26 protein-coding genes and 1 tRNA gene are annotated in these 25,371 nt (G+C 64.4%); 13 read left to right on the top strand and 14 right to left on the bottom strand.

The window, feature by feature from the left end; all coding sequences use genetic code 11:
• Positions 1-30: 30 nt before the first annotated feature.
• Positions 31-864, top strand: coding sequence for a KPN_02809 family neutral zinc metallopeptidase (gene ypfJ / locus DKT70_RS12010; protein ID WP_111559359.1), 834 nt, complete (start codon positions 31-33; stop codon positions 862-864).
• Between the two features lie 132 nt (positions 865-996).
• Here the strand turns inward: ypfJ and DKT70_RS12005 are convergent, their stop codons facing one another.
• Complete coding sequence (locus tag DKT70_RS12005; RefSeq protein WP_111559358.1) at positions 997-1,182, bottom strand: hypothetical protein; 186 nt, start codon at positions 1,180-1,182, stop codon at positions 997-999.
• 70 nt (positions 1,183-1,252) lie between these two features.
• Between DKT70_RS12005 and DKT70_RS12000 the strand changes: the two genes are divergently transcribed.
• Entirely contained in the window at positions 1,253-1,714 is a 462-nt protein-coding gene (locus DKT70_RS12000) for a type II toxin-antitoxin system RatA family toxin (protein WP_111559357.1), read from the top strand.
• 15 nt (positions 1,715-1,729) lie between these two features.
• A complete protein-coding gene (locus tag DKT70_RS11995; protein ID WP_111559356.1) occupies positions 1,730-2,083 on the top strand; it encodes a DUF4870 family protein in 354 nt (117 codons plus the stop codon).
• 45 nt (positions 2,084-2,128) lie between these two features.
• On the opposite strand, the gene metK is transcribed toward DKT70_RS11995, so the two are convergent.
• From metK to DKT70_RS11965, 7 genes are all read right to left on the bottom strand, one after another.
• Positions 2,129-3,307, bottom strand: a complete 1,179-nt coding sequence (gene metK, locus DKT70_RS11990; RefSeq protein WP_111559355.1) for a methionine adenosyltransferase — start codon at positions 3,305-3,307, stop codon at positions 2,129-2,131.
• 4 nt (positions 3,308-3,311) lie between these two features.
• Positions 3,312-4,697, bottom strand: coding sequence for an adenosylhomocysteinase (gene ahcY / locus DKT70_RS11985; RefSeq protein ID WP_111559354.1), 1,386 nt, complete (start codon positions 4,695-4,697; stop codon positions 3,312-3,314).
• A 78-nt stretch (positions 4,698-4,775) separates the two neighbouring features.
• The gene (locus DKT70_RS11980; protein ID WP_146612628.1) at positions 4,776-5,519 is read right to left on the bottom strand and encodes a WHG domain-containing protein; all 744 of its coding nucleotides are present in this window, start codon (positions 5,517-5,519) and stop codon (positions 4,776-4,778) included.
• 170 nt (positions 5,520-5,689) lie between these two features.
• Positions 5,690-7,510 carry a translational GTPase TypA gene (gene typA, locus DKT70_RS11975; protein ID WP_111559352.1) on the bottom strand — a complete coding sequence of 607 codons (1,821 nt, stop codon included), beginning with the start codon at positions 7,508-7,510 and terminating at the stop codon, positions 5,690-5,692.
• A gap of 156 nt (positions 7,511-7,666) precedes the next feature.
• Entirely contained in the window at positions 7,667-7,789 is a 123-nt protein-coding gene (locus DKT70_RS18660) for a hypothetical protein (RefSeq protein ID WP_256374802.1), read from the bottom strand.
• Between the two features lie 75 nt (positions 7,790-7,864).
• The gene (locus DKT70_RS11970; RefSeq protein WP_111559351.1) at positions 7,865-8,629 is read right to left on the bottom strand and encodes a hydroxypyruvate isomerase family protein; all 765 of its coding nucleotides are present in this window, start codon (positions 8,627-8,629) and stop codon (positions 7,865-7,867) included.
• Positions 8,629-9,174 carry a DUF1285 domain-containing protein gene (locus DKT70_RS11965; RefSeq protein ID WP_111559350.1) on the bottom strand — a complete coding sequence of 182 codons (546 nt, stop codon included), beginning with the start codon at positions 9,172-9,174 and terminating at the stop codon, positions 8,629-8,631. Before DKT70_RS11965 ends, DKT70_RS11970 begins: the two co-directional genes overlap by 1 nt.
• A gap of 64 nt (positions 9,175-9,238) precedes the next feature.
• On the opposite strand from DKT70_RS11965, the gene DKT70_RS11960 reads away from it, so the two are divergent.
• The 8 genes from DKT70_RS11960 to lpxB all read left to right on the top strand — a co-directional run bounded on the left by DKT70_RS11960 (position 9,239) and on the right by lpxB (position 19,342).
• A complete protein-coding gene (locus DKT70_RS11960; RefSeq protein ID WP_111559349.1) occupies positions 9,239-10,246 on the top strand; it encodes an AAA family ATPase in 1,008 nt (335 codons plus the stop codon).
• Positions 10,243-11,109 (top strand): DUF58 domain-containing protein, encoded by an 867-nt coding sequence (locus DKT70_RS11955; protein WP_111559348.1) that lies wholly within the window; start codon positions 10,243-10,245, stop codon positions 11,107-11,109. The genes DKT70_RS11960 and DKT70_RS11955 overlap by 4 nt, the downstream gene beginning before the upstream one ends.
• Complete coding sequence (locus tag DKT70_RS11950; RefSeq protein WP_111559347.1) at positions 11,109-13,856, top strand: DUF4159 domain-containing protein; 2,748 nt, start codon at positions 11,109-11,111, stop codon at positions 13,854-13,856. Before DKT70_RS11955 ends, DKT70_RS11950 begins: the two co-directional genes overlap by 1 nt.
• Entirely contained in the window at positions 13,853-15,937 is a 2,085-nt protein-coding gene (locus tag DKT70_RS11945; protein ID WP_111559346.1) for a hypothetical protein, read from the top strand. The genes DKT70_RS11950 and DKT70_RS11945 overlap by 4 nt, the downstream gene beginning before the upstream one ends.
• A gap of 78 nt (positions 15,938-16,015) precedes the next feature.
• Entirely contained in the window at positions 16,016-16,495 is a 480-nt protein-coding gene (gene fabZ / locus DKT70_RS11940) for a 3-hydroxyacyl-ACP dehydratase FabZ (RefSeq protein ID WP_111559345.1), read from the top strand.
• A complete protein-coding gene (gene lpxA, locus DKT70_RS11935; RefSeq protein ID WP_111559344.1) occupies positions 16,488-17,276 on the top strand; it encodes an acyl-ACP--UDP-N-acetylglucosamine O-acyltransferase in 789 nt (262 codons plus the stop codon). Before fabZ ends, lpxA begins: the two co-directional genes overlap by 8 nt.
• Positions 17,277-17,301: 25 nt before the next feature.
• Positions 17,302-18,111: an LpxI family protein gene (locus DKT70_RS11930; protein WP_111559343.1), complete on the top strand. Its 810-nt coding sequence runs from the start codon at positions 17,302-17,304 to the stop codon at positions 18,109-18,111.
• Positions 18,112-18,187: 76 nt separating this feature from the next.
• Positions 18,188-19,342 (top strand): lipid-A-disaccharide synthase, encoded by a 1,155-nt coding sequence (gene lpxB / locus DKT70_RS11925; protein WP_111559342.1) that lies wholly within the window; start codon positions 18,188-18,190, stop codon positions 19,340-19,342.
• On the opposite strand, the gene DKT70_RS11920 is transcribed toward lpxB, so the two are convergent.
• Positions 19,326-19,673: a RidA family protein gene (locus tag DKT70_RS11920; RefSeq protein WP_111559341.1), complete on the bottom strand. Its 348-nt coding sequence runs from the start codon at positions 19,671-19,673 to the stop codon at positions 19,326-19,328. The genes lpxB and DKT70_RS11920 overlap by 17 nt on opposite strands.
• Positions 19,670-20,431 carry a sulfite exporter TauE/SafE family protein gene (locus tag DKT70_RS11915; RefSeq protein WP_111559340.1) on the bottom strand — a complete coding sequence of 254 codons (762 nt, stop codon included), beginning with the start codon at positions 20,429-20,431 and terminating at the stop codon, positions 19,670-19,672. Before DKT70_RS11915 ends, DKT70_RS11920 begins: the two co-directional genes overlap by 4 nt.
• Positions 20,432-20,542: 111 nt before the next feature.
• On the opposite strand from DKT70_RS11915, the gene DKT70_RS11910 reads away from it, so the two are divergent.
• Entirely contained in the window at positions 20,543-21,010 is a 468-nt protein-coding gene (locus DKT70_RS11910) for an MmcB family DNA repair protein (RefSeq protein ID WP_111559339.1), read from the top strand.
• Here the strand turns inward: DKT70_RS11910 and DKT70_RS11905 are convergent.
• Positions 20,991-21,191: a DUF6324 family protein gene (locus DKT70_RS11905; protein ID WP_111559338.1), complete on the bottom strand. Its 201-nt coding sequence runs from the start codon at positions 21,189-21,191 to the stop codon at positions 20,991-20,993. The genes DKT70_RS11910 and DKT70_RS11905 overlap by 20 nt on opposite strands.
• A gap of 101 nt (positions 21,192-21,292) precedes the next feature.
• On the opposite strand from DKT70_RS11905, the gene DKT70_RS11900 reads away from it, so the two are divergent.
• Positions 21,293-21,369: transfer RNA gene (locus DKT70_RS11900), tRNA-His, on the top strand.
• A gap of 19 nt (positions 21,370-21,388) precedes the next feature.
• Here DKT70_RS11900 and DKT70_RS11895 read toward each other — a convergent pair.
• From DKT70_RS11895 to DKT70_RS11885, 3 genes are read right to left on the bottom strand one after another with little or no spacing between them, the layout of a single operon-like run.
• Positions 21,389-23,242: an ABC transporter ATP-binding protein gene (locus DKT70_RS11895; protein ID WP_199559583.1), complete on the bottom strand. Its 1,854-nt coding sequence runs from the start codon at positions 23,240-23,242 to the stop codon at positions 21,389-21,391.
• 1 nt (position 23,243) lies between these two features.
• Positions 23,244-24,266, bottom strand: a complete 1,023-nt coding sequence (locus DKT70_RS11890; protein WP_111559337.1) for an oligopeptide/dipeptide ABC transporter ATP-binding protein — start codon at positions 24,264-24,266, stop codon at positions 23,244-23,246.
• Positions 24,263-25,369, bottom strand: coding sequence for an oligopeptide/dipeptide ABC transporter ATP-binding protein (locus DKT70_RS11885; RefSeq protein WP_111559336.1), 1,107 nt, complete (start codon positions 25,367-25,369; stop codon positions 24,263-24,265). The genes DKT70_RS11890 and DKT70_RS11885 overlap by 4 nt, the downstream gene beginning before the upstream one ends.
• Positions 25,370-25,371: the final 2 nt, after the last annotated feature.

Raw genomic sequence — 25,371 nt, 5'->3', positions numbered from 1 at the left:
AAACAACCCCCAGCACAGGGAAGACAGCGAATGAAATGGCGTGGACGGCGGGGCAGCAGCAACATCGAGGATCGTCGTGGCATGGGCCGGGCAGGGGGCATCGGCATCGCGGGAACGCTGGTGGTTCTTGCCGTGGGGTATTTCTTCGGCATCGACGTCACTCCGCTGGTGCAAGGCATGGATGGCGGCACCCAGCAAACCGAACTGAGCGAACGTGACGAACAGATGGGTCAGTTCGTGTCCGTGGTGCTGGCCGATACCGAGGAGGTCTGGACCCCCGTCCTGCGCGACCAGGCCGACATCGCCTATGTCGAACCGACGCTGGTGATGTTCCGTGGCGTCGTGCAATCGGCCTGCGGGGGCGCGTCATCGGCCATGGGGCCGTTCTATTGCCCGGGCGATCAGAAGGTCTATCTGGACACCGATTTCTTCGACATGATGGCCGAACGCATGGGCGCGGGCGGTGATTTCGCCGCCGCCTATGTCATCGCGCATGAGATTGGCCACCACGTCCAGAACCTGACCGGCACGCTTGGCGCGGTGAACCGCGAACGGGGCCGCGTCTCGGAGACGGACTCGAACCGCCTGTCGGTGATGACCGAGCTGCAGGCCGACTGCTATGCCGGCATCTGGGCGCGTCAGGCGCAGGAACGATTTGGCACGCTGGAAGTTGGGGATATGCAAGAGGCGATGCAGGCAGCCGAGGCCGTGGGTGACGATGTCATCCAGTCCAATGCCGGGCGGAACCCGATGCCCGACAGTTTTACCCACGGTTCGGCCCAGCAGCGCCAAACATGGCTGCAGCGCGGCTTCGAAAGTGGCGATATGGGACAATGTGACACTTTCAGTGCCACCGATCTGTGATTAGGCTTGAATGGCCGGACGAAAGGAAAACGGGATGACGATGATCTTTATGGCCATGGGTCTGCTGACCGCCTTCGCGATCACGCTGAAGCTGGGCGCACCGCGCCAGGAACCTGTTCCACTCCGCAAGGATTAACGCGGGATCCGCGTGCCGCGACCCTGATCCATTGTGGCCCATTCGGGCCACATGCCCATCTTTTCCAGCAGCAGCATGGCAAGGCCGGCAGCGATGATGGCAAAGACCAGCTTGACCATCTTGCCGCTTGGCGGCCTTCGTGCCCATTTCGTGGCGCGCATCAGCCAGATCATGTTGTTCATCGCGGGCCCTGCCTGTTAATGCCTGTTCCGAATCGAAACAGACGCCGCGACGAAACTCAAGAGCGATACCTTGCCGAAAACTCATGACAGCCGAGATCTGCCTTACAGTGCCCGCCAGATGTACGATCTGGTCGCCGATGTTGAATCCTATCCCCAGTTTCTGCCTTGGAACAGCGCCGCGCGCATCCGTACGCGCGACACCCGCCCCGACGGGGCCGAGGAGATCACGGCGGACCTGGTCATCAGTTTCAAAGTGTTTCGCGAACGCTTTGGCAGCCGAGTCGTGCTGTGGCCCGCGGATGAAAACGGCGTCTTGAAAATCGACACTGAATATCTGGACGGACCGTTCAAGTACATGCGCAGCGGCTGGACATTCAAGGATCGCCCCGAAGGCGGCTGCCATGTAGAATTTTTCGTGGATTTCGAGTTCAAGAACGCCATCCTGCAAAGACTGATCGGTGTCGTCTTCAACGAAGCGATGTCGCGCATCATCCGCGCCTTCGAAGATCGGGCGCGCAAGCTGTATTCCTGATCAAGGGGCTTCGACATGACGCCAGACACACGCACCACCAATGATCTGACGCCCGCCAAGATCATCTATGGCCTTTACGCGGTGGGGTATCTGGTGGCGCTGACGACGCTGGCTGGGGTCGTCTATGCCTATCTGTCGCGCGGTCAGAACGCAGTCCTAGACACACATCTGCAGTTCCAGATCCGCACCTTCTGGATCAGCCTGCTGCTGGCGGTGATCGGGATGGTAACCATGATGATCGGGATCGGTTTTCTGGTCTGGGCTTTTCTGGCCGTCTGGGGACTGATCCGCGTGGTGTCGGGATTTCTGCTGGCCAATGACGACAAGCCGATCACCGGCACAAAATACTGGGGCGTAATGGCCTACTAGGTATGCCGACTGAAAAGGCCGCCCGGTTGGGCGGCCTTTTTGGTATCAGGTCAGCGCGGCCTTCAGGGCCTCGGCGCGGTCGGTCCGCTCCCAGCTGAACGCGGTCGCGCCTGCCAGCGCATAGGGATCGCGACCGAAATGGCCATAGCTGGCCGTCGGGCGATAGATCGGGTGCAGTAGGTCCAGTTCGCGGATGATCGCAAAGGGCCGCAGGTCGAAAACCTCGCGCACCGCTGCGACGATCTTGTCGGCCGGCACCGTTTCCGTCCCAAAGCAGTTGATACTGATCGAGGTCGGTTCTGCCACGCCGATGGCATAGCTGACCTGGATCTCGCACCGCTTGGCAAATCCGGCAGCCACGATGTTCTTGGCGACCCAACGACCCGCATAGGCCGCCGAACGGTCGACCTTGGACGGGTCCTTGCCGGAAAACGCCCCGCCGCCGTGACGCGCCATGCCGCCATAGCTGTCCACGATGATCTTGCGCCCCGTCAGGCCGCAATCACCGACGGGACCGCCGATGACGAATTTGCCCGTCGGGTTGATGAAGTACTTGGTATCCCCCGACAGCCATTCGGCGGGCAGGACCGGCTTGATGATCTCCTCGATCACGGCCTCGCGCAGATCGGCCAGGCTGATCTCGGGGTTGTGCTGCGTGGACAGCACGACCGCGTCGATGCCCTTGGGGCGGCCGTCGGCGCCATAGCGCAGTGTAACCTGAGACTTCGCATCGGGGCGCAGCCAAGACAGCGACCCGTCGCGGCGGACCTTGGACTGACGTTCCACCAAGCGGTGCGCATAGGTGATAGGCGCCGGCATCAGCACATCGGTTTCGTCACTGGCATAGCCGAACATCAGGCCCTGATCGCCCGCGCCCTGTTCTTCCAGGCTGGCGCGATCGACGCCTTGGTTGATCTCGGGCGATTGCTTGCCGATGATGTTGATGACCGAGCAGGTCGCGCCGTCAAAGCCGACATCAGATGAATTGTACCCGATATCGTTGATGACGCCCCGCACGATCGATTCCAGATCCACCCAGGCGCTGGTGGTGATTTCACCCGAAATGATCGCGACGCCGGTCTTCACCATCGTCTCGCAGGCAACGCGGGCGCGTGCGTCTTCGGTCAGGATGGCATCCAAGATGGCGTCCGAAATCTGGTCAGCGATCTTGTCGGGATGCCCCTCCGAGACGGACTCGGAGGTAAACAGCGAATATTCTGTCATGGGATCAATACCGGTAATGGTCGGATTTGAACGGGCCTTCAGGCGTCACGCCGATGTAATCGGCCTGTTCCTTCGAAAGCGTCGAAAGCTTTGCGCCCACCTTTTCAAGATGCAGCCGCGCCACCTTTTCATCCAGCGCCTTGGGCAGGATATAGACGCCCGGCTGATATTCGTCGCCCTTGGTCCACAGCTCGATCTGCGCCAGAACCTGGTTGGTGAAGCTGGCCGACATCACGAAGGACGGGTGGCCAGTGGCATTGCCAAGGTTCAAAAGGCGGCCCTGGCTCAGAAGGATGATGCGATTGCCCGAGGGCATCTCGATCATGTCCACTTGGTCCTTGATGTTGGTCCATTTGTGGTTGCGCAGGCTGGCGACCTGAATTTCGTTGTCGAAATGGCCGATATTGCCGACGATCGCCATGTTCTTCATGACGCGCATATGCTCAAGCCGGATCACGTCGCGGTTGCCGGTGGTGGTGACGAAGATGTCGGCGCTGTCGGCCACGTCTTCCAGCGTCACGACCTCGAACCCGTCCATGGCGGCCTGCAGGGCGCAGATCGGATCGACTTCGGTCACCTTCACGCGGGCACCGGCCCCGACCAGGCTGGCGGCGCAGCCCTTGCCGACATCGCCGTAACCGCAGACGACGGCGACCTTGCCGGCCATCATCACGTCGGTGGCGCGACGAATGCCGTCGACCAGCGATTCCTTGCAGCCGTATTTGTTGTCGAATTTCGACTTGGTGACGCTGTCATTCACGTTGATCGCGGGGAAGGGCAGCTGGCCCTTCTTCTGCAGATCGTAAAGACGGTGAACGCCGGTCGTCGTTTCCTCGGACACGCCCAGGATCTGGTCGCGGGTCTTGGTGAACCAGCCCGGCGATTGTTCCATCCGCTTGGCGATCTGGGCCTTGATGACGGCTTCCTCATCCGACTGCGGGACGGGAATGATGTCCTCGCCGGCTTCGGCCCGAGCGCCCAGCAGCACGTAAAGCGTCGCGTCACCGCCATCGTCCAGGATCAGGTTCGGGCCTTCCGGGAACTGGAAGGACCGGTCCAGGTAATCCCAATGCTCTTCCAGGCTCTGGCCCTTGATCGCAAAGACCGGGATGCCCGCAGCGGCGATGGCGGCGGCCGCGTGATCCTGGGTCGAATAGATGTTGCACGACGCCCAACGCACATCGGCGCCAAGTCCGACCAGCGTCTCGATCAGCACGGCAGTCTGGATGGTCATGTGAAGGCTGCCCACAATGCGGGCGCCCTTCAATGGCTTGCTGTCGCCATATTCCTCAAGCAGGGCCATCAGGCCCGGCATCTCGATTTCGGCGATGTCCAGTTCCTTGCGGCCGTAATCGGCCAGCGCGATATCTTTGATGATGTAATCGGTCACGTCGTGTCTTTCGTCATTCCCAGGTTGCCTTGGGGATACCGCATGGTCCGGTTGTTCGAAAGGGGTTAAACTGTCACGTCAACCAACCCGACCGGTGCGGGGCTGAGAACCACGAGCAATGCGCCGGACATAATCGGCAACAATACCTTGCGCGATCTTCAGAGGATCCTCGTCCGGCGACTCCTGCCAGAGGCGTCCGTCCACGATCATCCTGGCCGTCCCATAGACAAAGCATCGGCCCGTCAGGATCAAGGCGACGATGTCTTCCTTGGGATGCAGCTGCCCCTTGTCAAGCGCACGCCGCAGCATCCGCAGCGCCAAGTCGTTGATCGATTCCTGATATCGGCGCAGGTTGGGATGATCCTTCATGTCCAACAGGCGCTGATCGGCCATGACGCGGAACTGCGCAGGATATTCGACGACCCAGCACAAATACGCATAGATCAGCGCATTGCATTGTTCCATCGGATCATCGGGATCGACGCGTACCACCGCACGGGTGCAGCGGTCGATCAAAACCATGTAGGCCTGTTCGACCACCGATGTCAGCAGGACGGTCTCATCGGGATAGATCGAGCGCAAATGATCCAGCGGGATGTCCATGGCATCGGCGACCTCTTGCAGAGCCGGTACCCTCGATTGCGAATGCTCGACCAGGTTCAGGATCGCGGTGACCGCGCGTTCGTGCACTCGGGTGTTATCGGGATTGGACATCGCTTCTTTCATCGAAATGCATCCGGTCTGACTGATTGCTAGGTCAAAAGACGATACGAAAACAGCGTGCGAAACGGGTACCCGCATATCTGACCCAAATGGAAGCAAATTGGCAACTGAACATTTTGCTTTGTCGTGCTTTCATTCAGATCGGGAGAAGACCGCTTCAACAATGTCACAGTTTCAGCAAGCCTGTGCATGTTTTTCAAACAAGCCAGCCCAATAAAAAAAGTTCCCGAAGTTTTGCTCCGGGAACTCTCAGCACTTTGTTTTGGTGATCAAGCGTCCGAGCGTGACGCGCGCTTGCGCTCGTGGGGATCCAGGTGACGCTTGCGCAGACGGACGTTCTTGGGCGTGACTTCGACCAGTTCGTCGTCGTTGATATAGGCGATGGCCTCTTCCAGCGACAGGCGGACCGGGGGAGTCAGGCGGACGGCCTCGTCCGTGCCCGAGGCGCGGACGTTGGTCAGCTGCTTGCCCTTCAGCGGGTTCACTTCCAGGTCGTTGTCACGGCTGTGTTCGCCGATGATCATGCCTTGGTACAGTTCTTCCTGGGCGCCGATGAAGAACTTGCCACGATCTTCCAGCTTCCACAGCGCATAAGACACCGAAACGCCGTTTTCCATGCTGATCAGCACGCCTTGACGGCGACCCTGAATCGAACCCTTATGGGGGGCCCAGCTGTGGAAGATGCGGTTCAGCACGCCGTTGCCGCGCGTGTCGGTCATGAATTCGCCCTGATAGCCGATCAGACCGCGAGAGGGCACATGGGCCACGATGCGGGTCTTGCCGACGCCTGCGGGGCGCATCTCGACCAGGTCGCCACGGCGTTCGCCGGTCAGCTTTTCGATCACGACGCCGGTATATTCGTCGTCGACATCGATGATGGCTTCCTCGATCGGCTCCAGGCGGACGCCGTCTTCCTCGCGGAAGATGACGCGCGGACGGCTGATCGACAGCTCGAAGCCTTCGCGGCGCATATTCTCGATCAGAACGCCCATCTGCAATTCGCCACGACCCGAAACGACGAAGGCATCGCCACCGGGCGTGTCTTCGACCTTGATCGCGACGTTGACCTCGGCTTCCTTCATCAGGCGTTCACGGATGACGCGCGACTGGACCTTCTTGCCTTCCTTGCCGGCAAGGGGGCTGTCGTTGATACCGAAGGTGACGCTGATGGTCGGGGGATCGATCGGCTGCGCGGGCAGGGCGGTATCGACCTCGGGGGCGCAGAGCGTGTCGGCGACGGTCGCCTTGGCCATGCCCGCGATGGTGACGATGTCGCCGGCCTCGGCCAGGTCGATCGGGGTCTGGGTCAGGCCGCGGAAGGCCAGGATCTTGCTGATGCGGAACTGTTCGATCCGTTCGCCGTCGCGCGACAGCGCCTTCAGCGTGTCGCCGGCGCGGGCGGTGCCGGCCTCGACGCGGCCGGTCAGCAGGCGGCCCAGGAAGTTGTCGGCGCCAAGCGTGGTCGCCAGCATCTGGAAGGGCTCTTCCGCGCGGCTGATCTGCTTGGGGGGATCGACATGCTTGAGGATCAGGTCGAACAGCGCGTCCATGTTCTGGCGATCGCCGTCCAGCGTGGTATCGGCCCAGCCGCCGATGCCCGAGGCATAGACATGCGGGAAGTCCAGCTGTTCGTCATTGGCGCCAAGGTTGGCGAACAGGTCGAACACGTCGTTCAGTGCGTCTTCGGGCTCTGCGGCGGGCTTGTCGACCTTGTTCAGTACCACGATAGGGCGCAGGCCAAGGGCCAAAGCCTTCGATGTGACGAATTTCGTCTGCGGCATCGGACCTTCGGCGGCATCGACCAGCAGGCAGACACCGTCCACCATCGAGAGGATGCGTTCGACCTCTCCGCCGAAATCGGCGTGGCCGGGGGTATCGACGATGTTGATGCGGGTTCCCTTCCATTCGACCGAAGTTGCCTTCGCAAGAATGGTGATGCCGCGTTCACGTTCGATGTCGTTGCTGTCCATTGCCCGTTCGGCAACGGCCTGGTTTTCGCGGAAAGAGCCGGACTGCCGCAGCAGCTGGTCCACCAGCGTGGTCTTGCCGTGGTCGACGTGGGCGATGATGGCGATGTTGCGGATATCCATGGCGGCCTTCTTTAACGTTCGCGGCTGCCCTACCCGATGCGGCGTCCAAAGGCTAGCCCGCAAATGATCGAAACCCCCGCCCAAGGGGCAGAGGTTCCGCTTTCGTGGCGTCAGGACCGCAGTCGAAACGGCTGCCCCGCGTCGTTCAAGGATGTATCAGCGCAGGCCCAGGAAGGACAGGATGAACAGGACGACGACAATAAGGCCGACAATATAGATGATCGAATTCATGGTGTTCCCCTTGTTACAGGCGCCGAGTGCCTGATTTTGTCCCTGCATATCGGCGCGTCGATCAATGAACGGCGCAGCCTTTGTGCAAGTTCCCCTGATCGTTGGAAATTATCACGCGCACTGTCAAGGCTGACCTGCACGCCGCAGCCAGTCAAGGCCCGCGACTGTCGTCCGGGCGGGTTCGTATTCGGCGCTGACCCAGCCACGATAGCCTCTGGCATCCAGGTCGCGGAAGAATCCGCTGTGGTCCAGCGTGCCGATATCGGGCTCGTGCCGTCCGGGATGGCCGGCGATCTGGATGTGCCGCACCAGGGATGCGTGTTTCGACCAGACGCCCTGCATGTCGCCGGTGATGATCTGCGCATGATAGGTGTCCAGTTGCAGTCCGACATTGGGCGCCCCCACCCGGTCGATCACATCCGCCGCCATGTCATAGCCCGACAGGAAATAGCCCGGATGGTCGGTCTGGTTCAGCGGCTCGATCGTCAGGCTGGTATGGGGCGCGCGTTGGGCTGCCCATTTCAGGTTTTCGACATAGGTCTGCATGGCCAAGGCGCCTGTGGCCTTGCCGGCCATGATGTGGACATGGCGCGCACGCAACGCCTCGGCGACGCGCAGGCTGCGTTCGAAATCGTGGCGGAACCGCGTTTCATTGCCCGGAATCGCCGCAAATCCCCGCGGACCACCCGCCCAGTTCGGGGGCGGGGCGTTGATCAGCACGATCTCGACCCCAGCCTTGACGGCGGCACGGTACATCTGCGGGGCAGCAAGGTCATAGGGAAACAGGATCTCGACCCCGGTAAAGCCCGCCTCGGCCGCCGTCGCGAAACGGTCGAACATCTGCAACTCGGTGAACATCCGTGTCAGGTTGGCGGCAAAGCGCGGCATCAGGGCTCCAATGCGAAAAAGGCACCCTGCGACGTGACGCCGACGCGCCCGTCGGGGCCGGGATCGGCCGCGGCAGCCAGCCGATAGAAGGTCTTGCGGTCGATCAGCGCCTCGAGGCCCGCGCGGACATGGACATAGGGGCGCGGTTCATGCACGTCGCCGCGCATGATGATGGCGTGGTCCGGCCCCGCCACGACCTGGTCGCCCATATTGGTGGTGAAGGTGATCCGGTCGGGATCGACATCGGCATCCGTGGCGATGAAGGGGGCGTCCTCGACGGTAATGCCCAGCTTTTCGACCGGCGTGACCAGAAAGAACTTGTCGCCCTCACGCTTCAGGATCGTCGAAAAAAGCCGTACCATCGCCTGTCGCCCGATGGGCGTGCCGTCATGGATCCAGGTGCCGTCCGCACGGATCACCAGGTCCATTTCCCCGCAATAGGGCGGGTTCCACAGATGCACGGGTGGCAGGCCACCCTTGGCCGCCTTGCTTGCAATCTGGGCCAAGCCCTCGGCGCTCACGGCTTTGTCACTGTTTTCCGCCATTCGATCTGGTCGCCTCCACCCCAACTGCATATGCTTCTGTCTAAAGCAGCAGAAGGGCATTGTCATGACGTCGGACGAAATTCTGGTGCAAGAGGTTCAGGCCCTTGCGGCGCGCCTGTCCGAAGCACGGCTGAGCGTGGAAAAGCGTTTCGTCGGCCAGCATGAGGTGGTCGAGCAGGTACTGGCGGCGATCCTGGCCGGCGGGCATGCGCTGCTGGTTGGACAGCCCGGTCTGGGCAAGACGATGCTGGTGGACACGCTGGCCACCGTGATGGGGCTGGACAGCCAGCGCATCCAGTTCACGCCCGACCTGATGCCCGCCGACATCCTTGGGTCCGAGGTGCTGGACGCGCTGCCCGACGGCAGCCGCGCGTTTCGGTTCATCGAAGGTCCGGTCTTCACCCAGCTGCTGATGGCCGATGAGATCAACCGCGCCAGCCCGCGCACCCAGTCGGCCCTGCTGCAGGCCATGCAGGAACGCGAGGTGACGGTCAGCGGCCAGCACCGCCCCCTTGGCCGTCCCTTCCACGTGCTGGCGACCCAGAACCCGATCGAACAGGAAGGCACCTATCCGCTGCCCGAGGCGCAGCTGGACCGGTTCCTGCTGCAGATCGACGTCGATTATCCCGACCGCGACACCGAACGCGACATCCTGTTGGCCACCACCGGCTTGCTGGAGGGTGCGCCCCATGCCGCCTTCGCGGCCGATGACCTGATCGCCGCGCAGCGCCTGATCCGCCAAATGCCCGTCGGCGAAACGGTGGTCGAGGCGATTCTGGATCTGGTCCGCGCCTGCCGTCCGTCGACCCCCGAGGCACCGGCCTTCATCCGCGATGCGCTGATCTGGGGACCGGGGCCGCGCGCGGCGCAGGCGCTGATGCTGGTGACGCGGGCCCGGGCGGTCCTGAACGGGCGCTATGCGCCGACGCTGGACGATGTGGCGGCGATGGCCGCGCCCGTCCTGCGCCATCGCATGGCGCTGTCCTTTGCGGCGCGGGCGCAGGGGCAGGGCATCGACGCGCTTGTGAACCGCCTGCTGGATGACCGGATCGGCGGCCGTCGCGCGGCATGATCGGGAAACCGTCCGACCTTCGTACCCGGGCCGATGCGGCCAGCGCCCATCTGCCCGCCCTTATGCTGGCCTCGGAACGGCTGGCGGCCATGATCGCGCCGGGGGCGCATGGTCTGCGCCGCGCCGGTCCCGGCGAGGATTTCTGGCAGTATCGCCCCGCAGGTGTCGGCGACGGCGCGCGCAGCATCGATTGGCGACGCTCGGCCCGTTCGGACACGGAGTTCGTCCGCGACCGCGAGGCGCAAAGCGCCCAGACCGCGCAGATCTGGCTGTCGCCATCCCCGGACATGGATTTTTCCGGCGGCCCGGATCGCCCCACCAAGGCCGAACGGGGCCGCGTCCTGGCGCTGGCCTTGGGAATGCTGTTGCTGCGCGGCGGCGAAAAGGTGGGATTGCTGGGGCAGGCGGCAGGGACGGGGCGGCTTCAGGCCGATCGCCTGGCCGAAGCCCTGTGCAGGCCCGCACCGGCGGACTTTCCACTGACCGAACTGCGCCCGGATCGCCACGTGCTGATCCTGTCGGATTTTCTGTCCGACCCCGGTTGGATCGCCCAGGCCCTGCAACGTGCGGCCGGTCTTGGAGTTCGAGGGATTGCTGTGCAAATCCTTGACCCGGATGAAGAAAATTTCCCCTTTGAAGGTGCCGTCGAATTCCGCGCCCCTGCGGCTGCAACCCGCCATGACAGCCGCGACGCGCAGGGCCTTCGCGATGCATATTTGGCCCGCCTTGCCGCGCGACGCGACTGGCTGCGCGAACGGTGCGCGCAGGCCGGCTGGCAGTTCGACCACCACGTGACATCAGACGATCCGGCGCAAATTTTGGGCCGGATCTGGGCGGTTCTGGGCCCCAAGGGGGTGCATTGATGCTGATCCTTGGGCCGTTGGGATTTGCCGCACCTTGGGTGCTGGGCGCGCTGGTGGCGCTGCCGGTTCTGTGGGTGATCCTGCGCGCCATGCCGCCAGCACCGAAGCGCATCGTCTTTCCCGGTGTGGCGCTGTTGCAGGGTCTGACCGACAAAAGCCCCGTCGCCCGTCGCACGCCATGGTGGCTGCTGTTGCTGCGCCTGTTGGCGGTGGCTGCGCTGATCCTGGCATTCGCCGGACCGGTCTGGAAACCCGCGCCCCGTGACGATGCCACCGGCCCGCTGCTGGTCGTCATGGATACCGGATGGGCCGCCGCACCTGAATGGGCCGCCAGACAAGCGCGCGCCGAGGCGGCCTTGGCCGATGCCGCAACTGCCGGTCGTCCTGCCGCATTGGTGATGGCCGATGCGCGCCCCATCGCGGGGTCCATCGCCTTTCAGCCAGCCGACAGCCTGATCGCAGCGCTGCGGGCGGCAAGGCCGGTTGCATGGCAATCGGGGCTGGTCTCCGGTGCATCCACTTCATTGGCTGACGCGCCTCAGGGCAGACTTTCCACGCTGTGGCTGGCCGATGGCACGGATTACCCGGGACGCGCCGATTGGTTGGGGCAGCTGACTGGAATGGGTCCGGTGACCGTCATCCCGCCGACCGGCGCATTGCGGACGTTGGCCCTGCAGGACGGACAGATGCCCACCCTGATCCTGCGCGGGACCACTGACGCCGCCTCGCAGGTCGAGGCGATCGGCCCCGACCCGCAGGGCATTCCCCGGGCGCTGGCGCAGTTGACGCCGGATGCCCCGGAGACAAGCGCCGGCATCACCACGCGCCGTGTCGCCATCGATCTGCCGCCCGAACTGCGCAACCGCATCACCAGCTTTCGCATCCAGGGCGACACCCATGCCGGTGCGGTCGTCCTGGCCGATGATCGGGTCAAGCGGCGCAAGGTGGCGCTGGTCGGTGATCCTGCCGAACAATCCGAGGCCCAGGAACTGCTGTCGCAGGTTCATTATCTGCGACAGGCGCTGGCCCCGACATCGGACCTGATCGAAGGGAGCCTGGGCGATGTTCTGGATGCCGCGCCCGATGTCATCATTCTGGCTGACCAAGTCCAACTTGCCGAGATCGGAGAGCTGGCCGAATGGGTGGAACAGGGTGGGTTGCTGGTCCGGTTCGGGGGGCCCCGAATGGCCGGTTACGACCGGCTGGACCAGGAACCGTTGCTGCCGGTCGATCTGCGGCAAGGGGGGCGCGATATCGGCGGGGCGCTCAGCTGGGGGGAACCGCGGGGGATCAAGCCCTTCGATCAGGACGGACCCTTTGCGGGGTTGCGCATTCCCGATGACGTGACGGTGCGGGCCCAGCTGATGGCGCAGCCCGCGCCGGACCTGGCGGGCAAGACCATCGCCGCGCTGACCGATGACACGCCGCTGATGACCCGCGACCGCCTGGGGCAGGGACAGGTCGTTCTGGTGCATGTCACCGCCAATGCGGAATGGTCGTCGCTGCCCCTGTCCGAGCTGTTCGTCCAGATGATGCAGCGCCTTGTGGCCACTGCGGGCGCCGCGGCCCGCAACGGTGGCGCCGACGACCGACAGCTGCCCTTCTGGACGCCGGTCGAGGTGCTGGACGGTTTCGGCAACGCGGCTGCGGTCGAAGGGTTGGCCCCGGTCCCGGCAGCCCAGATGGCGCAGGGTCCGGGCGCCGACCGTCCCGCGGGCATCTATGTTGCGGGCGAACGCCAGCAGGCGCTGAATGCCGGCGGTCCGATCACCCTTGCCGACTGGCCCGAGGCCAGCGTCGCACGTCCCGATGCGACGACGGGGCGCGACCTGATGGGGTTGTTGCTGGCTTGCGCGGCGGTGCTGCTGGCGCTGGATGCCGTCGGCTCGGCCTGGCTGGGGCGTGGCGGACGGGTCGCGGCGGTGATGCTGGCCTTGGCGCTGCTTCCGAGACCGGCCGCGATGGCGCAGGACCTTGACCCCGACCTAATCCGCGCCGCCAACGAGGTTGCCCTGGCCTATGTCGTGACGGGCGACGAGCGGATCGATACCGCATCCGAGCAGGGACTGCGCGGATTGTCGGCAACGCTGCGGCAGCGCAGCTCGGTCGAGCCGGGCGCCCCGATCGGCGTGGATCTGGACAGCGACGACCTGTCCCTGCTGACATTCCTTTATTGGCCGATCACCCCGGATCAACCGGCGCCTTCGCCGCGCGCCTATATGCGGCTGAACGCCTTCCTGCGGTCGGGCGGGGTCATCATGTTCGACACCCGCGACGGCGATGTGGCGGGCGTCGGCGGCCCCGACATGAGTGATACCCTTCAGGCCCTGGCCGCCCCCTTGGACATTCCTCCGTTGGCCCCCATTCCCCAGGATCACGTCCTGACCCGCACCTTCTATCTGCTTGACGATTTTCCCGGCAGATGGCGCGGCAACCCGGTCTGGGTCGAGGCCCCGCCGGTGGGCGCGCAGGCCGCCGAAGGCAACCCCTTCCGCCAGCTGAACGACGGCGTCAGCCCGGTCATCATCGGCGGGAACAGCTGGGCCGAGGCTTGGGCCATCGACGATGACGGCTATCCCGTCTTTCCCATCGGATCGGGCTGGGAGGGCGAGGAACAGCGTGAAATGGCACTGCGCTTCGGCGTGAACCTGATCACCTATGTGCTGACCGGCAACTACAAGTCCGATCAGGTCCACGTGCCTGCCCTGCTGGACCGCCTGAGAACCGAAGAGGCCCTGACCCGATGACCGCGCTGCGTTTCGACCCCGCCTTGCCCTGGTGGGCCATCGCCGGACTGGCGGCGCTGGCGCTGCTGGTCGCGGGATTTGCGCTGTGGCGCGGGTTGCGCGGTTGGGCGTGGCGCGGATTGGCGCTGATGGCCGCGGCCATCGCCCTTGCCGGTCCCGCCTTCGAGATCGGCACGCGCGCCGGCCTGTCCGATATCGTGATCCTGCTGTACGACCGATCGGCCAGCCAGGATCTGCCGGGACGGCGCGAACAGGTCGATCGCGCGGTCGCGCAGTTGAGCGATGCGATCGGCGCGCTTCCGAACACCGAACTGCGCCGCGTCACGGTGGGCGATGACGAGGATGGCACGATGCTTGGCACGGCGATCACCCGGGCAGTCGCCGCCGAACCCGATGCCCGCCTGGCCGGGGTCATCGCGTTGACCGACGGCCGCCTGCATGACCCGCAGATGGTGCCGACGGGTCTGCCCGCGCCGCTGCATGTGCTGCTGACGGGCCAGCCGCAGGATTGGGACCGCCGCCTGGTCATCGAACAGGCCCCGGCCTTTGGCCTGATCGACCAAGAGGTCACGATCCGACTGCGTGTCGAAGACCAGGGCGCCGTTCCACCCGGTCTTGGTCAGGGCAGCGCCACGTTGCGCCTGTCCCTGGACGGCAAGGATGAACAGACTTTCGCGGTTCCTCTGAACACCACGCTGTCGCTGCCGGTCACGCTGAGCCATGCGGGGCAGAACGTCGTGCAGATCATCCTGCCCCAGATCGAAGGCGAACTGACCGATCGCAACAATTCCGCCGCCATCAGCATCAATGGGGTCCGCGACAGGTTGCGCGTTCTGTTGATCTCCGGAGAGCCGCACGCCGGTGAAAGAACATGGCGCAACCTTCTGAAATCGGATGCATCCGTCGATCTGATCCATTTCAACATCCTGCGTCCGCCCAACAAGATGGACGGCGTGCCGATCAGCGAACTGGCCCTGATCGCCTTTCCGACGCGCGAATTGTTCCTGGAACGGATCGACGATTTCGACCTGATCATCTTTGACCGCTATCGGGTGCGGGGCATCCTGCCGCCCGAATATTATCAGAACATCGTCCGCTATGTGCGCGACGGGGGGGCGGTTCTGGTGGCGGCGGGCCCCGAGATGGCATCGGTCGAAAGCCTGAACCTGTCACCGATGGGCCAGATCCTGCCCGCCCGTCCGACCGGCCGCGTGATCGAGGAACCGTTCCTGCCGCGTCTGACGGCGGAAGGTCGCCGCCACCCCGTGACCGCCGATCTGCCCGGCGTCGCGGCCGAAGGCGATCCCGATTGGGGCCGCTGGTTACGCATGGCGCAGGTGACCCCGAACCCTGATGCCCAGGTCGCGATGACCGGTGTGGACGACGATCCGCTGCTGATCCTGAACCGGGTGGGGGAAGGTCGGGTGGCCTTGCTGACCTCGGACCAGGCATGGTTGTGGGGGCGCGGTTTCGAAGGCGGTGGTCCGCAGCTGGAGCTGCTGCGCCGCATCGCGCATTGGTCGATGAAGGAGCCCGAGCTGGAGGAGGAAGCCCTGCTGGCCGAGGTGACCAACGGACTGGACGTTCGGGTGACCCGTCGCTCGATGGAGGATCGGATCGGCCCGCTGGTGGTGATCACGCCCGATGGGACGACGCGGTCGCTGCCGCTGGAGCCGGACGGGCCGGGGCGCTTTGTCGCCAATTGGACGGCGGAAGCGCCGGGCCTTTATCGTCTGCAGAACGGCAACGAAAGCCGGGTCCTGGCGCTTGGGCCCGCAGCACCGCGCGAATTCGAACAGACGGTGGCGGATGCGGCACTGCTGGAACCGCTGGTGACGGCATCCGGAGGCGCGGTTCTGGCCCTGTCAGAGGGCGTGCCGGATGTCCGCCAGACGCGACCCGGACGCGCCACCGGCAGCGGCGTCGGCGGCCCCTGGATCGGGGTCACCCCACGCGATGCCGCCACCGTCACCGGACTTGAGCGCCGCCCCGTCATGCCGGGTTGGCTGTGGCTGGCGATCATCGCGGGGCTTGCTCTGACTGGCTGGCTGGCCGAGGGCCGACGTGGCCGCGGCGCATGATCGCCTGTGGCCACCCTGCATGCTTGCCAACCGTCCATCCGGTTGGTAACCCGTTGAAAACCGCCTGAAGGAACGAAAATGGCCGACGACGCGCGCAATCCCGCCCCCTATACCGAGGCAGACCTGTCGCTGATCAAGCGGATCATTCCGCACCGTTACCCTTTCCTGTTCATCGACAAGGTGCGCGACATCGTGCCGTTCGAAAGCGCCGTCGGCATCAAGAACGTCACCGCCAACGAACCTCATTTTCAGGGCCACTTCCCCGAGCAGCCGGTCATGCCGGGCGTTACCATCATCGAGGCGATGGCCCAGACCGCCGCCATCGTGGTGGGCATCAGCATCAACGTCGTGGACGAGGAAATGCTGACCTATTTCATGGGGATCGACAAATGCAAGTTCCGCCGCATGGTGGTTCCCGGCGACGTGGTCGAACTGCATGTCAAGGCGATCCGCGGCGGCGGCAAGATCTGGAAGTTCGAAGGCAAGGCCATGGTCGACGGCCAGCTTTGCGCTTCAGCCGAATTCACGGCCATGATGGCGCGGAAAGCCGATGCCTGAAACCCTGATCCACCCTTCGGCCGTCATCGAACCGGGCGCCCAGATTGCCGATGGCGTCACCGTCGGGCCTTTCTGCGTCGTCGGTGCCAAGGTCAAGCTGGCGCAGGGGGTGGTTCTGAAGTCCCACGTCGTCGTGGCTGGCGATACCAGCATCGGGCAGGACACGGTCGTCTTTCCCTTCGCTTGCATCGGCGAGGTCCCGCAGGACCTGAAGTTCCGGGGCGAGGATGTCAGCCTGCGCATCGGTGCCCGCAACCGCGTCCGCGAATATGTCACCATGAACCCCGGAACCGAAGGCGGTGGCGGCATCACCATCGTTGGCGACGACGGGCTGTTCATGTCGGGCGCACACGTCGCGCATGATTGCCACATCGGCGACCGGGTCATCCTGGTGAACAACGCCTCGGTCGCGGGGCATTGCCACTTGGAGGATGACGTCATCATCGGCGGGTTGTCGGGTGTGCATCAATGGGTGCGTATCGGGCGCGGGGCAATGATCGGCGCGGTCACGATGGTCACGGCCGATGTTATTCCCTATGGTCTGGTGCAGGGGCCGCGCGGCCATCTGGACGGTTTGAACTTGGTGGGTCTGAAGCGGCGTGGGGCAACCCGTACCGATATCTTGGCGCTGCGGGAAATGCTGGCCGCCCTGGCGCAGGGATCGTTCCGCGACACCGCGCGCAGCCGCGCCGAGACCGAGGTGTCCGCGATGGAGCGTGATGTTCTGGAATTCATCCTGGGACCGTCCGATCGCAGTTTCCTGACGCCGCGCAGCACCTGATAATTCGCGCAACAAGGCAGAACAGATGACACGCATCGCAGTGATCGCAGGCAAGGGCCATCTTGCCCCCGCCATAGCGCGCGCCCTGACGGACCCTGCCGTCTATGCGCTGGACGGCTTTGCGCCCGAAGGCCTGGACCACAAGACATTCCGCTTGGAACGCTTGCTGCCCTTCATCGACGATCTGATTGACCAGGGCATCACACAGGTGATCTTTGCCGGGGCCATCCGCCGTCCCCGATTGGACCCCGAGGCATTCGATCCCCGCACTGCGCAAATTGTCCCGCGCATCCTGATGGCGATGCAATCGGGCGATGACGCGGCCCTGCGAACGGTCCTCGATATCTTCGAGGAAAATGATCTGAGCATTTGTTCGGTCAAAGAAATTTGTCCCGACATGGTTCCGGATGCGGGCGTTCTTGCCGGGGCACCTTCGGCGGCTGACAAACGCGACGTCCAGCGTGCCGCGCAGATCCTTGCCGGCACGGGTGGCTTGGATATCGGTCAGGGCGCGGTCGTGGCACAAGGTCTCTGCCTGTCGCTGGAAACCCTGCCGGGCACCGAGGCGATGCTGCAATTTGCGGCGCTGCATGCGGACATGCGTCCCAATCCCGACGGCGCGAAAGGGATTCTCTACAAGGCGCCCAAGCCCGGACAGGACCGCCGCATCGACCTGCCGACCATCGGTCCCGATACCGTCGATCAGGCAGCGCGCGCAGGGCTTGCGGGCATCGCGTGGGAGGCGGGCGGCACGATCCTGCTGGACCGCACCGAAACCCTGCGTCGGGCAGAGGCAGCCGGTCTGTTCCTGTGGGCAGTAGACGCCGAAGCCTAGGGTAGTCGTCAGGAAGCGCTGGCTTCTTGGCCTGCAGGCCAATACCTATGGCCAGACAGCAGCAAGGTGAACCGGCATGAAGTATTTCCTGATCGCAGGCGAACCCTCAGGTGATCAGCTTGGCGCCGCCCTGATGGCGGGGCTGACGCATTTCGACCCTGCCGCCGAATTCATCGGCATCGGCGGGCATGGCATGCAGTTGCATGGGCTGGACAGCTTGTTTCCCATGGATGAACTGAGCCTCATGGGAATTTGGGAAGTGCTGCCCAAATATCGCCATCTGAAGCGTCGCATCGCGGAAACCGCCCAGGCCGTGCTTCAATCGGGGGCCGATGTCTTGGTGACGATCGACAGCCCCGATTTCTGTCTGCGCGTGGCCAAGATCGTGCGTGCCGCGCGCCCCGAACTTCGGACGGTGCATTACGTCGCGCCGTCGGTCTGGGCTTGGCGGCCGGGGCGGGCGGTCAAGATGGCCAAGGTTATCGACCATGTCTTGGCGATCCTGCCGTTCGAGCCGCCGCTGATGCAGGCCGCGGGCATGACCTGCGATTTCGTGGGCCATCCGGTCGCCACGGCGGGTGTGGCCGGTCGCAACGATGCCACCCTGTTCCGCAATGCGCACGGGATCGCGCGTGATGCGCCGATCGTCCTCTGCCTGCCGGGATCGCGCCGGTCCGAGGTGTCGCGCCTTGGCCCCCGCTTTGACGAGGCGTTGATGCGGCTGCGCGACCGCGTCCCGGAAATTCGCGTCGTCCTGCCCACCGTTCCCGGCGTTGCCGGCATGGTGCGCGACATGACCCGCCGCTGGCCTACCGCCCCCATCGTCATCGAGGAGGCGGATGAGAAACGTGCCGCCTTCGCCGCCGCCGATCTGGCGCTGGCGGCATCGGGGACGGTCAGCCTGGAACTGGCCGCGAACCGCATTCCGATGGTCATCGGCTATGACATGGCGCCCATCAGCCGCTGGATCCTGGGCGCGTTGCTGAAGACCGACACGGTGACGCTGGTCAACCTGGTCAGCGATACGCGCGCGGTGCCGGAATATCTGGGCCGCAATTGCCAGCCCGGCCCCATTTCGCTGGCGCTGCAGGCGGCGCTTGAGGATCCTACCTCGCGCGCCGCGCAGCTGCAGGCCATGGATCTGACCATGGACCGCCTTGGAAAGGGCGGTGAGGCGCCGGGCCATCGCGCGGCGCGCTCGGTCATTCAGGCGATCACAGGATCGCGGTGACGATGATCTCGACCTTGTAGTCGGGGGTTGCCAGCGCGGATTCGCCGGTGGCACGGGCGGGGGCATGACCTTCGGGCACCCAGGCGTCCCAGACCGCGTTCATTTCCGCAAAATCGGCCATGTCGGCCATCCAGATCTGGGCCGAGACGATGCGCGTCTTGTCGGTTCCGGCTTTTGCCAGCAGATCCTCGATCTGCGCCAGGCATTCGCGGGTCTGATCGGCGACCGAACTGCCCGGTTCGCCGACCTGGCCTGCCAGAAAGACGAAACCGTTGGCGATGACCGCGCGGCTCATGCGGGTTCCGGTTTCGATACGGGTGATGTCGCTCATGTTGATGCTCCTTGAATGAGACGCCAGAAAAAGATTGCGGTGGTGCCGAAGCCGATGCAGGCGATCAGCGCGCGCAGGGTCGGCATGGGGATGCGCCGCGCGACCGACGGGCCGATAAACCCGCCCAGAACGGTGCCGAGCGCCATCAGCGCGCCGGGGCCCCATGCGATCGATCCGCCAAGGGCGAAGATCACGCAGGCGATCAGCGACAACGCGACGCTGAGCCAGCTTTTCAGCCCGTTCATCTGGTGGATGTCGCGCAGACCCCACATCGCGAACAGGGCCAGCAGGATGATCCCCAGCCCGCCGTTGAAATACCCGCCATAGACCGCCACCGGCAGCAGCGTTCCCAGCCCGAAGGGCGTCACGACCCGCGCATAGCGCGCCGCCCATGCCCGGACCTGCTGCGCCCAGATGAAGATGACCGTCGCGATCAGCAGAAGAAAGGGGACCAGCGCCGAGAATGCCTGATTCGAACTGACCAGCAGCAGCCCGGCCCCGATCACGCCGCCCGCCATGGTCCACAGCGTCAGGTGCCGCATCCTGACACCCTCCATCGCGGCCAGATCGCGGCGGAAGCCATAGGTCGCGGCAAGATAGCCGGGCAGCGCGGCCACGGTCGCCGTGGCATTGGCGATCACCGGGGGCACGCCCACGAAGACCAGCGCCGGAAAGGTGATGAAGGTGCCCCCGCCCGCCACGGCATTCAGGATGCCGCCGACCAGCCCGGCAAGGAAAAGCAGGGCGATATCGAACATGCAGTCCTTTCAGGCGGCTTCGGCAATTCGCGTTTTGCCAGACGCTATACGCCGCGTCAGCCAGCGGCAAGGCGGGTTGAGATTGTTTCTGCTTCGTTCTAGTTTCGGCGCATGGACGCAATTGAACAGACCTGCCTTCCCGGCAAGCCGGGGCAACGGCTTGCGCGGGGCACCGGGCGGATGCTGCGGTCGCTGGATCATGCCGTGCTGACCGAATTCGTGCCGTCGCGCGGGTTGCGCGTCGACCTGATCAGCCTTGGTCCGAAGGGCGAATTGTGGATCGTCGAATGCAAAAGCAGCCGCGCCGATTTCCAGTCCGACCGCAAGTGGCAGGGATATCTGGAATGGTGCGACCGCTATTTTTGGGCGGTCGACGGTGATTTCCCCATCGACCTGCTACCCCAGGACACCGGCCTGATCATGGCCGATGCCTATGGCGCCGATATTGTCCGCATGGCGCCCGAAACCCGCCTTGCGCCCGCGCGCCGCACCAAGGTGCAACGCGACTTTGCCAGGGCCGCGGCCCTGCGCCTGCAGGGGCTGTGCGACCCGGAAGGGCTCAGCGCCGGGGCTTTTTAGACGTGCTGCGGACGGCCTCGGCGGCTGCCATCAGTTCTTCGGCGATCTCGGTCGCTTCTTCGGCGTCGAAATCCATCGGCAGGTCGATGCCGTCGCCCTGAATGTAGATGCGGACCATTCCCTGATCGGTTGGGCCGATCTGAAGATTGGCCGTGACATCGCTTTCGCTGTTGATACCCATGGTCTGTCCTTTCAGCTGAGAAACTTTCTGTAACGCGGACGCAATTTCACGGCAAGCGAGGGTTGCAACCGCCGCGCACTGGGGCTATTGAACCGCCCAGTGCCGCCTTAGCTCAGTTGGTTAGAGCGCTAGATTGTGGATCTAGAGGTCACCCGTTCGAGACGGGTAGGCGGTACCACCACCCCCCATCCAGATAATCACCGATACCCTTGGGCCTGCAGCTCGAACAGCTCGCGATAGCGGCCGTTCTGCGCCAGCAATTCGTCATGGCTGCCCTGTGCATCGACCCGACCCTTTTCCAGCACGATGATCCGGTCGGCCATCCGCACGCTGGAGAAGCGGTGTGAGATCAGCAGCGCCGTGCGTCCATGCGTCAGTTCCTTGAAGCGCTGAAACACCTCGTACTCGGCGCGTGCGTCCAGGGCAGCGGTGGGTTCGTCCAGGATCAACAGCTGTGCGTCGCGCATATAGGCACGCGCGATGGCCAGCTTCTGCCATTCGCCACCCGAGAGGTCCAAACCCTTGCTGAAACGCTTGCCGACCATCTGGTCATATCCCCGCGGCAGCTTGGCGATGACCTGATCGGCCAGGGACCGTTCGGCGGCGGCGATGATGCGGGGACCGTCGTCGCGTTCCTCGATTCGCCCGATGGCGATATTTTCCGACGCAGTGACGGCATAGCGGACAAAATCTTGGAAGATGACGCCCACGGCGCCGCGCAGCTGGTCCAGGTCATAGTCGCGCAGGTCACGGCCATCCAGCAGGATGCGCCCTTCGTCGGGGTCGTAAAGCCGCGCCAGCAGCTTGACGATGGTGGTCTTGCCCGCGCCGTTTTCCCCCACCAGCGCGACGGTTTCCCCTGCATGCAGGTCAAAGCTCATGCCGCGGATGGCCCAATCATCGCGCCCGGCATAGCGGAAGCCCACGTTTTCGAACCGGAAACCCTGGCGGATCGGCGTGGGGACCGGCAGCGCATCGGGTCGAGACGCGATGGCGGGGGTCGAGGTGAAGAACTCGAACAGGTCGTCCAGATACATGGCCTGTCCCGCCATGCTGGAGAAACTGCTGAGCAGCCCCTCCAGCAGCCCGCGCAGCCGCAGAAAGCTGCCCGACAGGAAGGTCAGGTCGCCAAGCGTCAGATCGCCGGTCAGGGCATTGGCGATGATCCACAGGAAGGCGCCGTAATAGGCCAGCGTCCCCATGGCCGTCAGTGCCGCCATCGCCGTCAGCTGGCGCCGCTGGATTGCACGGTTTTCCAGGTAGAACCGCCGCGCCAGCGTCAAATAGCGGTCGCGCAGGAAGGGCGACAGGCCAAAGATCTTGACCTCTTTCGCGGTTTCGGCGCTGGCCCCGATCATGCGCAGATAGTCGCGTTCGCGCCGGTCGGGCGCGCGGCGGTGGTTCAGCGCATAGGTCTGGGCGTTGAAATGCATCTCTCCGAACAGCGACGGGATCAGCGCCACGGCCAGCAGCAGGACCAGCCACGGGTTATAGACCAGCAGCCCGACCGCGAAACTGCCCACGGTGACCAGATCCTGCAGCTGTTGCATGACCTGGTTGACCAGCGGGATGCGCCCCATCGTCTGGCGTCGCGCGCGGTCCAGCCGGTCCTGAAAGGCGGGGTCTTCAAAGTTGGCAAGGTCCAGGTCGCCCGCGTGGTCCATCAGCCGGATCGAGATGTCGATCACCAGCTTTTCCTGCAGCAGGCTGTCGGTATAGCTGACCAGCCGCCCCAGGATGTCCTGGGTCAGCGCCAGCGCCAGTTCGGCCACGACCAGCGCGATCAGACCTGTCGCCAGCCCGCTGTCCCACCAGCCCGACAGGGTTTCGGGATGGCCGGGCAGGGATGACAGGCCCACCACTTGATCGATGATCAGCTTGCCCACCCACAGCATCGCGACGGGCATCAACGCCCGCAGCAGCCGCAGGATGATCATCGCCAGGGTCAGCGTCCGGCTGGCCTGCCAGACCATCGCCAGGAAGGGCGGGATGTTCTTCAGCGCCGCCCAACGCGCCGCAAATGTGGTTGCAGTCGGGTCGGACGGCGGCATGTTACGCGGCCTCGTGTCGGCGGGCGTGGGCGATCTCGGCCTCGGTCAGGGGGCCGGGGAAATGGCAGGCGATCTTGTGATCGCCGCCTATTGGCTGGGGCACCTCCTCGGCGCAGCGGGCCTGCGCACGCGGGCAGCGCGTCCGGAAGACGCAGCCCGAGGGCGGGTTCATCGGCGAGGGCAGGTCGCCCGCCAGCGGCACGATGGTCTTGGCCGTCTCGATCGTGGGGTCGGGCACCGGGACCGCGGAAAGCAGCGCCTGCGTATAGGGGTGCTGCGGATCGCCATAGAGATCGGCCGAGGACGCCACCTCCATCACCTTGCCCAGATAGAGCACCATCACCCGGTCGCTGATATGTTTGACCACCGACAGGTCGTGGGCAATAAAGACCAGCGCCAGTCCCAGATCCTTCTGCAATCGGATCAGCAGATTGATCACCTGCGCCTGGATCGACACGTCCAGCGCCGAAACCGGTTCGTCGCAGATGATCAGCTTGGGTTCCACGATCAGCGCGCGGGCGATGCCGATGCGCTGGCACTGCCCGCCGCTGAATTCATGCGGATAGCGGTTGATCTGGTTCGGCAGCAGGCCCACCCGTTCCATCATCGCCTTGACGCGGTCGCGGACCTCGGCGCGGCCAAGGTCGGGGCGGTGCGTCGTCAGGGGTTCGGCGATGATCTGACCCACGGTCATGCGCGGGTTCAGGCTGGCCAGCGGGTCCTGAAAGACCATCTGGATGTCGCTGCGATATTTCATCATCTGGCGCGGCGACATGGCCAGCAGGTCCTTGCCGTCGATCCATTCTGCCTGACCCTCGGCGGGGACAAGCCCGATGAGCGCGCGGGCCAAGGTGGATTTCCCGCAACCGGATTCGCCCACGACGCCCAAGGTCTCACCGGGGTTCAGGGTGAAATCGACGCCTGCGACGGCATGCAGGGGCCGGGGCTTGGCCCAAGGCAGATCGCCCTCGCGGCGGATCTGGAAGGTCACGCGCAGGTCGCGCACATCAAGAAGCGGGTTCATTGCTGTCCCTCCACCGTGCTGGGGGTTCCGGCGGCACCAGCGCCTGCCACGGCTCCGCGCGGGATGGCCTGCACGGGTCCGGCACCGGGATCGGCTGCGGGCTGGTCGTCGTCGATGGTGATGCGGTTCTGGCGGGCGATGACCTCGGCCACGGGGGCATGACAGGCGCGGGCCTGTTCGGGGGCAAAACCTTCCAGCGGCGGATCGATCGTGTCGCAGCCCTCGCGCGCATAGGGGCAGCGCGGGGAAAACGCGCAGCCACTGGGGGGTCGGCTCATGTTCGGGGGTTGGCCGGGGATGGCGCGCAATTCCTCGTCCTGCTGATCAACGCGCGGGATCGCGTCCAGCAGCCCTTGGGTATAGGGATGCGTCGGCGCGGCAAAGATCGGGCGGACCGGCCCGGTTTCCCGGATGCGCCCGCCATACATGACCGCCACGCGTTCGCAGGACCCCGCCACAACGCCCAGATCATGGGTGATCAGGATCATCGCCATGCCGAAATCGCGCTGCAATTCCTTCAGCAGCTGCATAATCTGCGCCTGCACGGTCACGTCCAGCGCGGTGGTCGGTTCATCCGCGATCAGCAGCTTGGGCTTGCACAGAAGCGCCATGGCAATCATCACGCGCTGGCGCATGCCGCCGCTGAATTCATGCGGATAGAGCCGCACGCGACCCTTGGCGTCGGGGATCTTGACGGCGTCCAGCATCTCGACGGCCTGCGCCACGGCCTCACGCTTGCCGATGCCCTTGTGCAGGGTCAGCACCTCGGCCATCTGGTCGGCCACCCGCATATAGGGGTTCAGCGAGGTCATTGGGTCCTGAAAGATCATCGCCATCTTCTCGGCCCGGATGCTGTTCAGGACCTTGGGCCGGGCGTTCAGAATTTCCTGGCCGTCGAACATGACCGACCCCGTCGCGCGACCATTGCGCGCCAAAAGGCCCATCATGGCGAAGGACAGCTGCGATTTGCCGCTGCCCGATTCACCGACGATACCAAGGGTCTGTCCGGCCTCGACCGACAGGTTGACATTGTTGACGGCACAGACCTCGGCATCGTTGGTCTGGAAGCGAACCGAAAGGTTCCGGATGTCTAGAAGGCTCATGT

Origin of the sequence: Paracoccus sediminilitoris (genome assembly GCF_003259195.1) — a bacterium.
In the GTDB taxonomy this organism is placed as follows: domain Bacteria; phylum Pseudomonadota; class Alphaproteobacteria; order Rhodobacterales; family Rhodobacteraceae; genus Paracoccus; species Paracoccus sediminilitoris.
Note: the sequence above shows the minus strand (reverse complement) of the source record. Positions and strands in the feature narration are given on the sequence as shown.

What these genes read in the sequence shown, in the direction of transcription:
- DKT70_RS12005 (WP_111559358.1), bottom strand. Translation starts at nt 1,182, where the DNA reads ATGAACAACATGATCTGGCTGATGCGCGCCACGAAATGGGCACGAAGG.
- lpxA (WP_111559344.1), top strand. Translation starts at nt 16,488, where the DNA reads ATGCCTGAAACCCTGATCCACCCTTCGGCCGTCATCGAACCGGGCGCC.
- DKT70_RS11930 (WP_111559343.1), top strand. Translation starts at nt 17,302, where the DNA reads ATGACACGCATCGCAGTGATCGCAGGCAAGGGCCATCTTGCCCCCGCC.
- DKT70_RS11965 (WP_111559350.1), bottom strand. Translation starts at nt 9,174, where the DNA reads ATGGCGGAAAACAGTGACAAAGCCGTGAGCGCCGAGGGCTTGGCCCAG.
- lpxB (WP_111559342.1), top strand. Translation starts at nt 18,188, where the DNA reads ATGAAGTATTTCCTGATCGCAGGCGAACCCTCAGGTGATCAGCTTGGC.
- DKT70_RS11950 (WP_111559347.1), top strand. Translation starts at nt 11,109, where the DNA reads ATGCTGATCCTTGGGCCGTTGGGATTTGCCGCACCTTGGGTGCTGGGC.
- DKT70_RS11995 (WP_111559356.1), top strand. Translation starts at nt 1,730, where the DNA reads ATGACGCCAGACACACGCACCACCAATGATCTGACGCCCGCCAAGATC.
- fabZ (WP_111559345.1), top strand. Translation starts at nt 16,016, where the DNA reads ATGGCCGACGACGCGCGCAATCCCGCCCCCTATACCGAGGCAGACCTG.
- DKT70_RS11970 (WP_111559351.1), bottom strand. Translation starts at nt 8,629, where the DNA reads ATGCCGCGCTTTGCCGCCAACCTGACACGGATGTTCACCGAGTTGCAG.
- DKT70_RS11910 (WP_111559339.1), top strand. Translation starts at nt 20,543, where the DNA reads ATGGACGCAATTGAACAGACCTGCCTTCCCGGCAAGCCGGGGCAACGG.
- DKT70_RS11885 (WP_111559336.1), bottom strand. Translation starts at nt 25,369, where the DNA reads ATGAGCCTTCTAGACATCCGGAACCTTTCGGTTCGCTTCCAGACCAAC.
- DKT70_RS11945 (WP_111559346.1), top strand. Translation starts at nt 13,853, where the DNA reads ATGACCGCGCTGCGTTTCGACCCCGCCTTGCCCTGGTGGGCCATCGCC.
- DKT70_RS11915 (WP_111559340.1), bottom strand. Translation starts at nt 20,431, where the DNA reads ATGTTCGATATCGCCCTGCTTTTCCTTGCCGGGCTGGTCGGCGGCATC.
- DKT70_RS11920 (WP_111559341.1), bottom strand. Translation starts at nt 19,673, where the DNA reads ATGAGCGACATCACCCGTATCGAAACCGGAACCCGCATGAGCCGCGCG.
- DKT70_RS11955 (WP_111559348.1), top strand. Translation starts at nt 10,243, where the DNA reads ATGATCGGGAAACCGTCCGACCTTCGTACCCGGGCCGATGCGGCCAGC.
- DKT70_RS11890 (WP_111559337.1), bottom strand. Translation starts at nt 24,266, where the DNA reads ATGAACCCGCTTCTTGATGTGCGCGACCTGCGCGTGACCTTCCAGATC.
- DKT70_RS11960 (WP_111559349.1), top strand. Translation starts at nt 9,239, where the DNA reads ATGACGTCGGACGAAATTCTGGTGCAAGAGGTTCAGGCCCTTGCGGCG.
- DKT70_RS18660 (WP_256374802.1), bottom strand. Translation starts at nt 7,789, where the DNA reads ATGCAGGGACAAAATCAGGCACTCGGCGCCTGTAACAAGGGGAACACC.
- typA (WP_111559352.1), bottom strand. Translation starts at nt 7,510, where the DNA reads ATGGATATCCGCAACATCGCCATCATCGCCCACGTCGACCACGGCAAG.
- metK (WP_111559355.1), bottom strand. Translation starts at nt 3,307, where the DNA reads ATGACAGAATATTCGCTGTTTACCTCCGAGTCCGTCTCGGAGGGGCAT.
- DKT70_RS11895 (WP_199559583.1), bottom strand. Translation starts at nt 23,242, where the DNA reads ATGCCGCCGTCCGACCCGACTGCAACCACATTTGCGGCGCGTTGGGCG.
- DKT70_RS11905 (WP_111559338.1), bottom strand. Translation starts at nt 21,191, where the DNA reads ATGGGTATCAACAGCGAAAGCGATGTCACGGCCAATCTTCAGATCGGC.
- ypfJ (WP_111559359.1), top strand. Translation starts at nt 31, where the DNA reads ATGAAATGGCGTGGACGGCGGGGCAGCAGCAACATCGAGGATCGTCGT.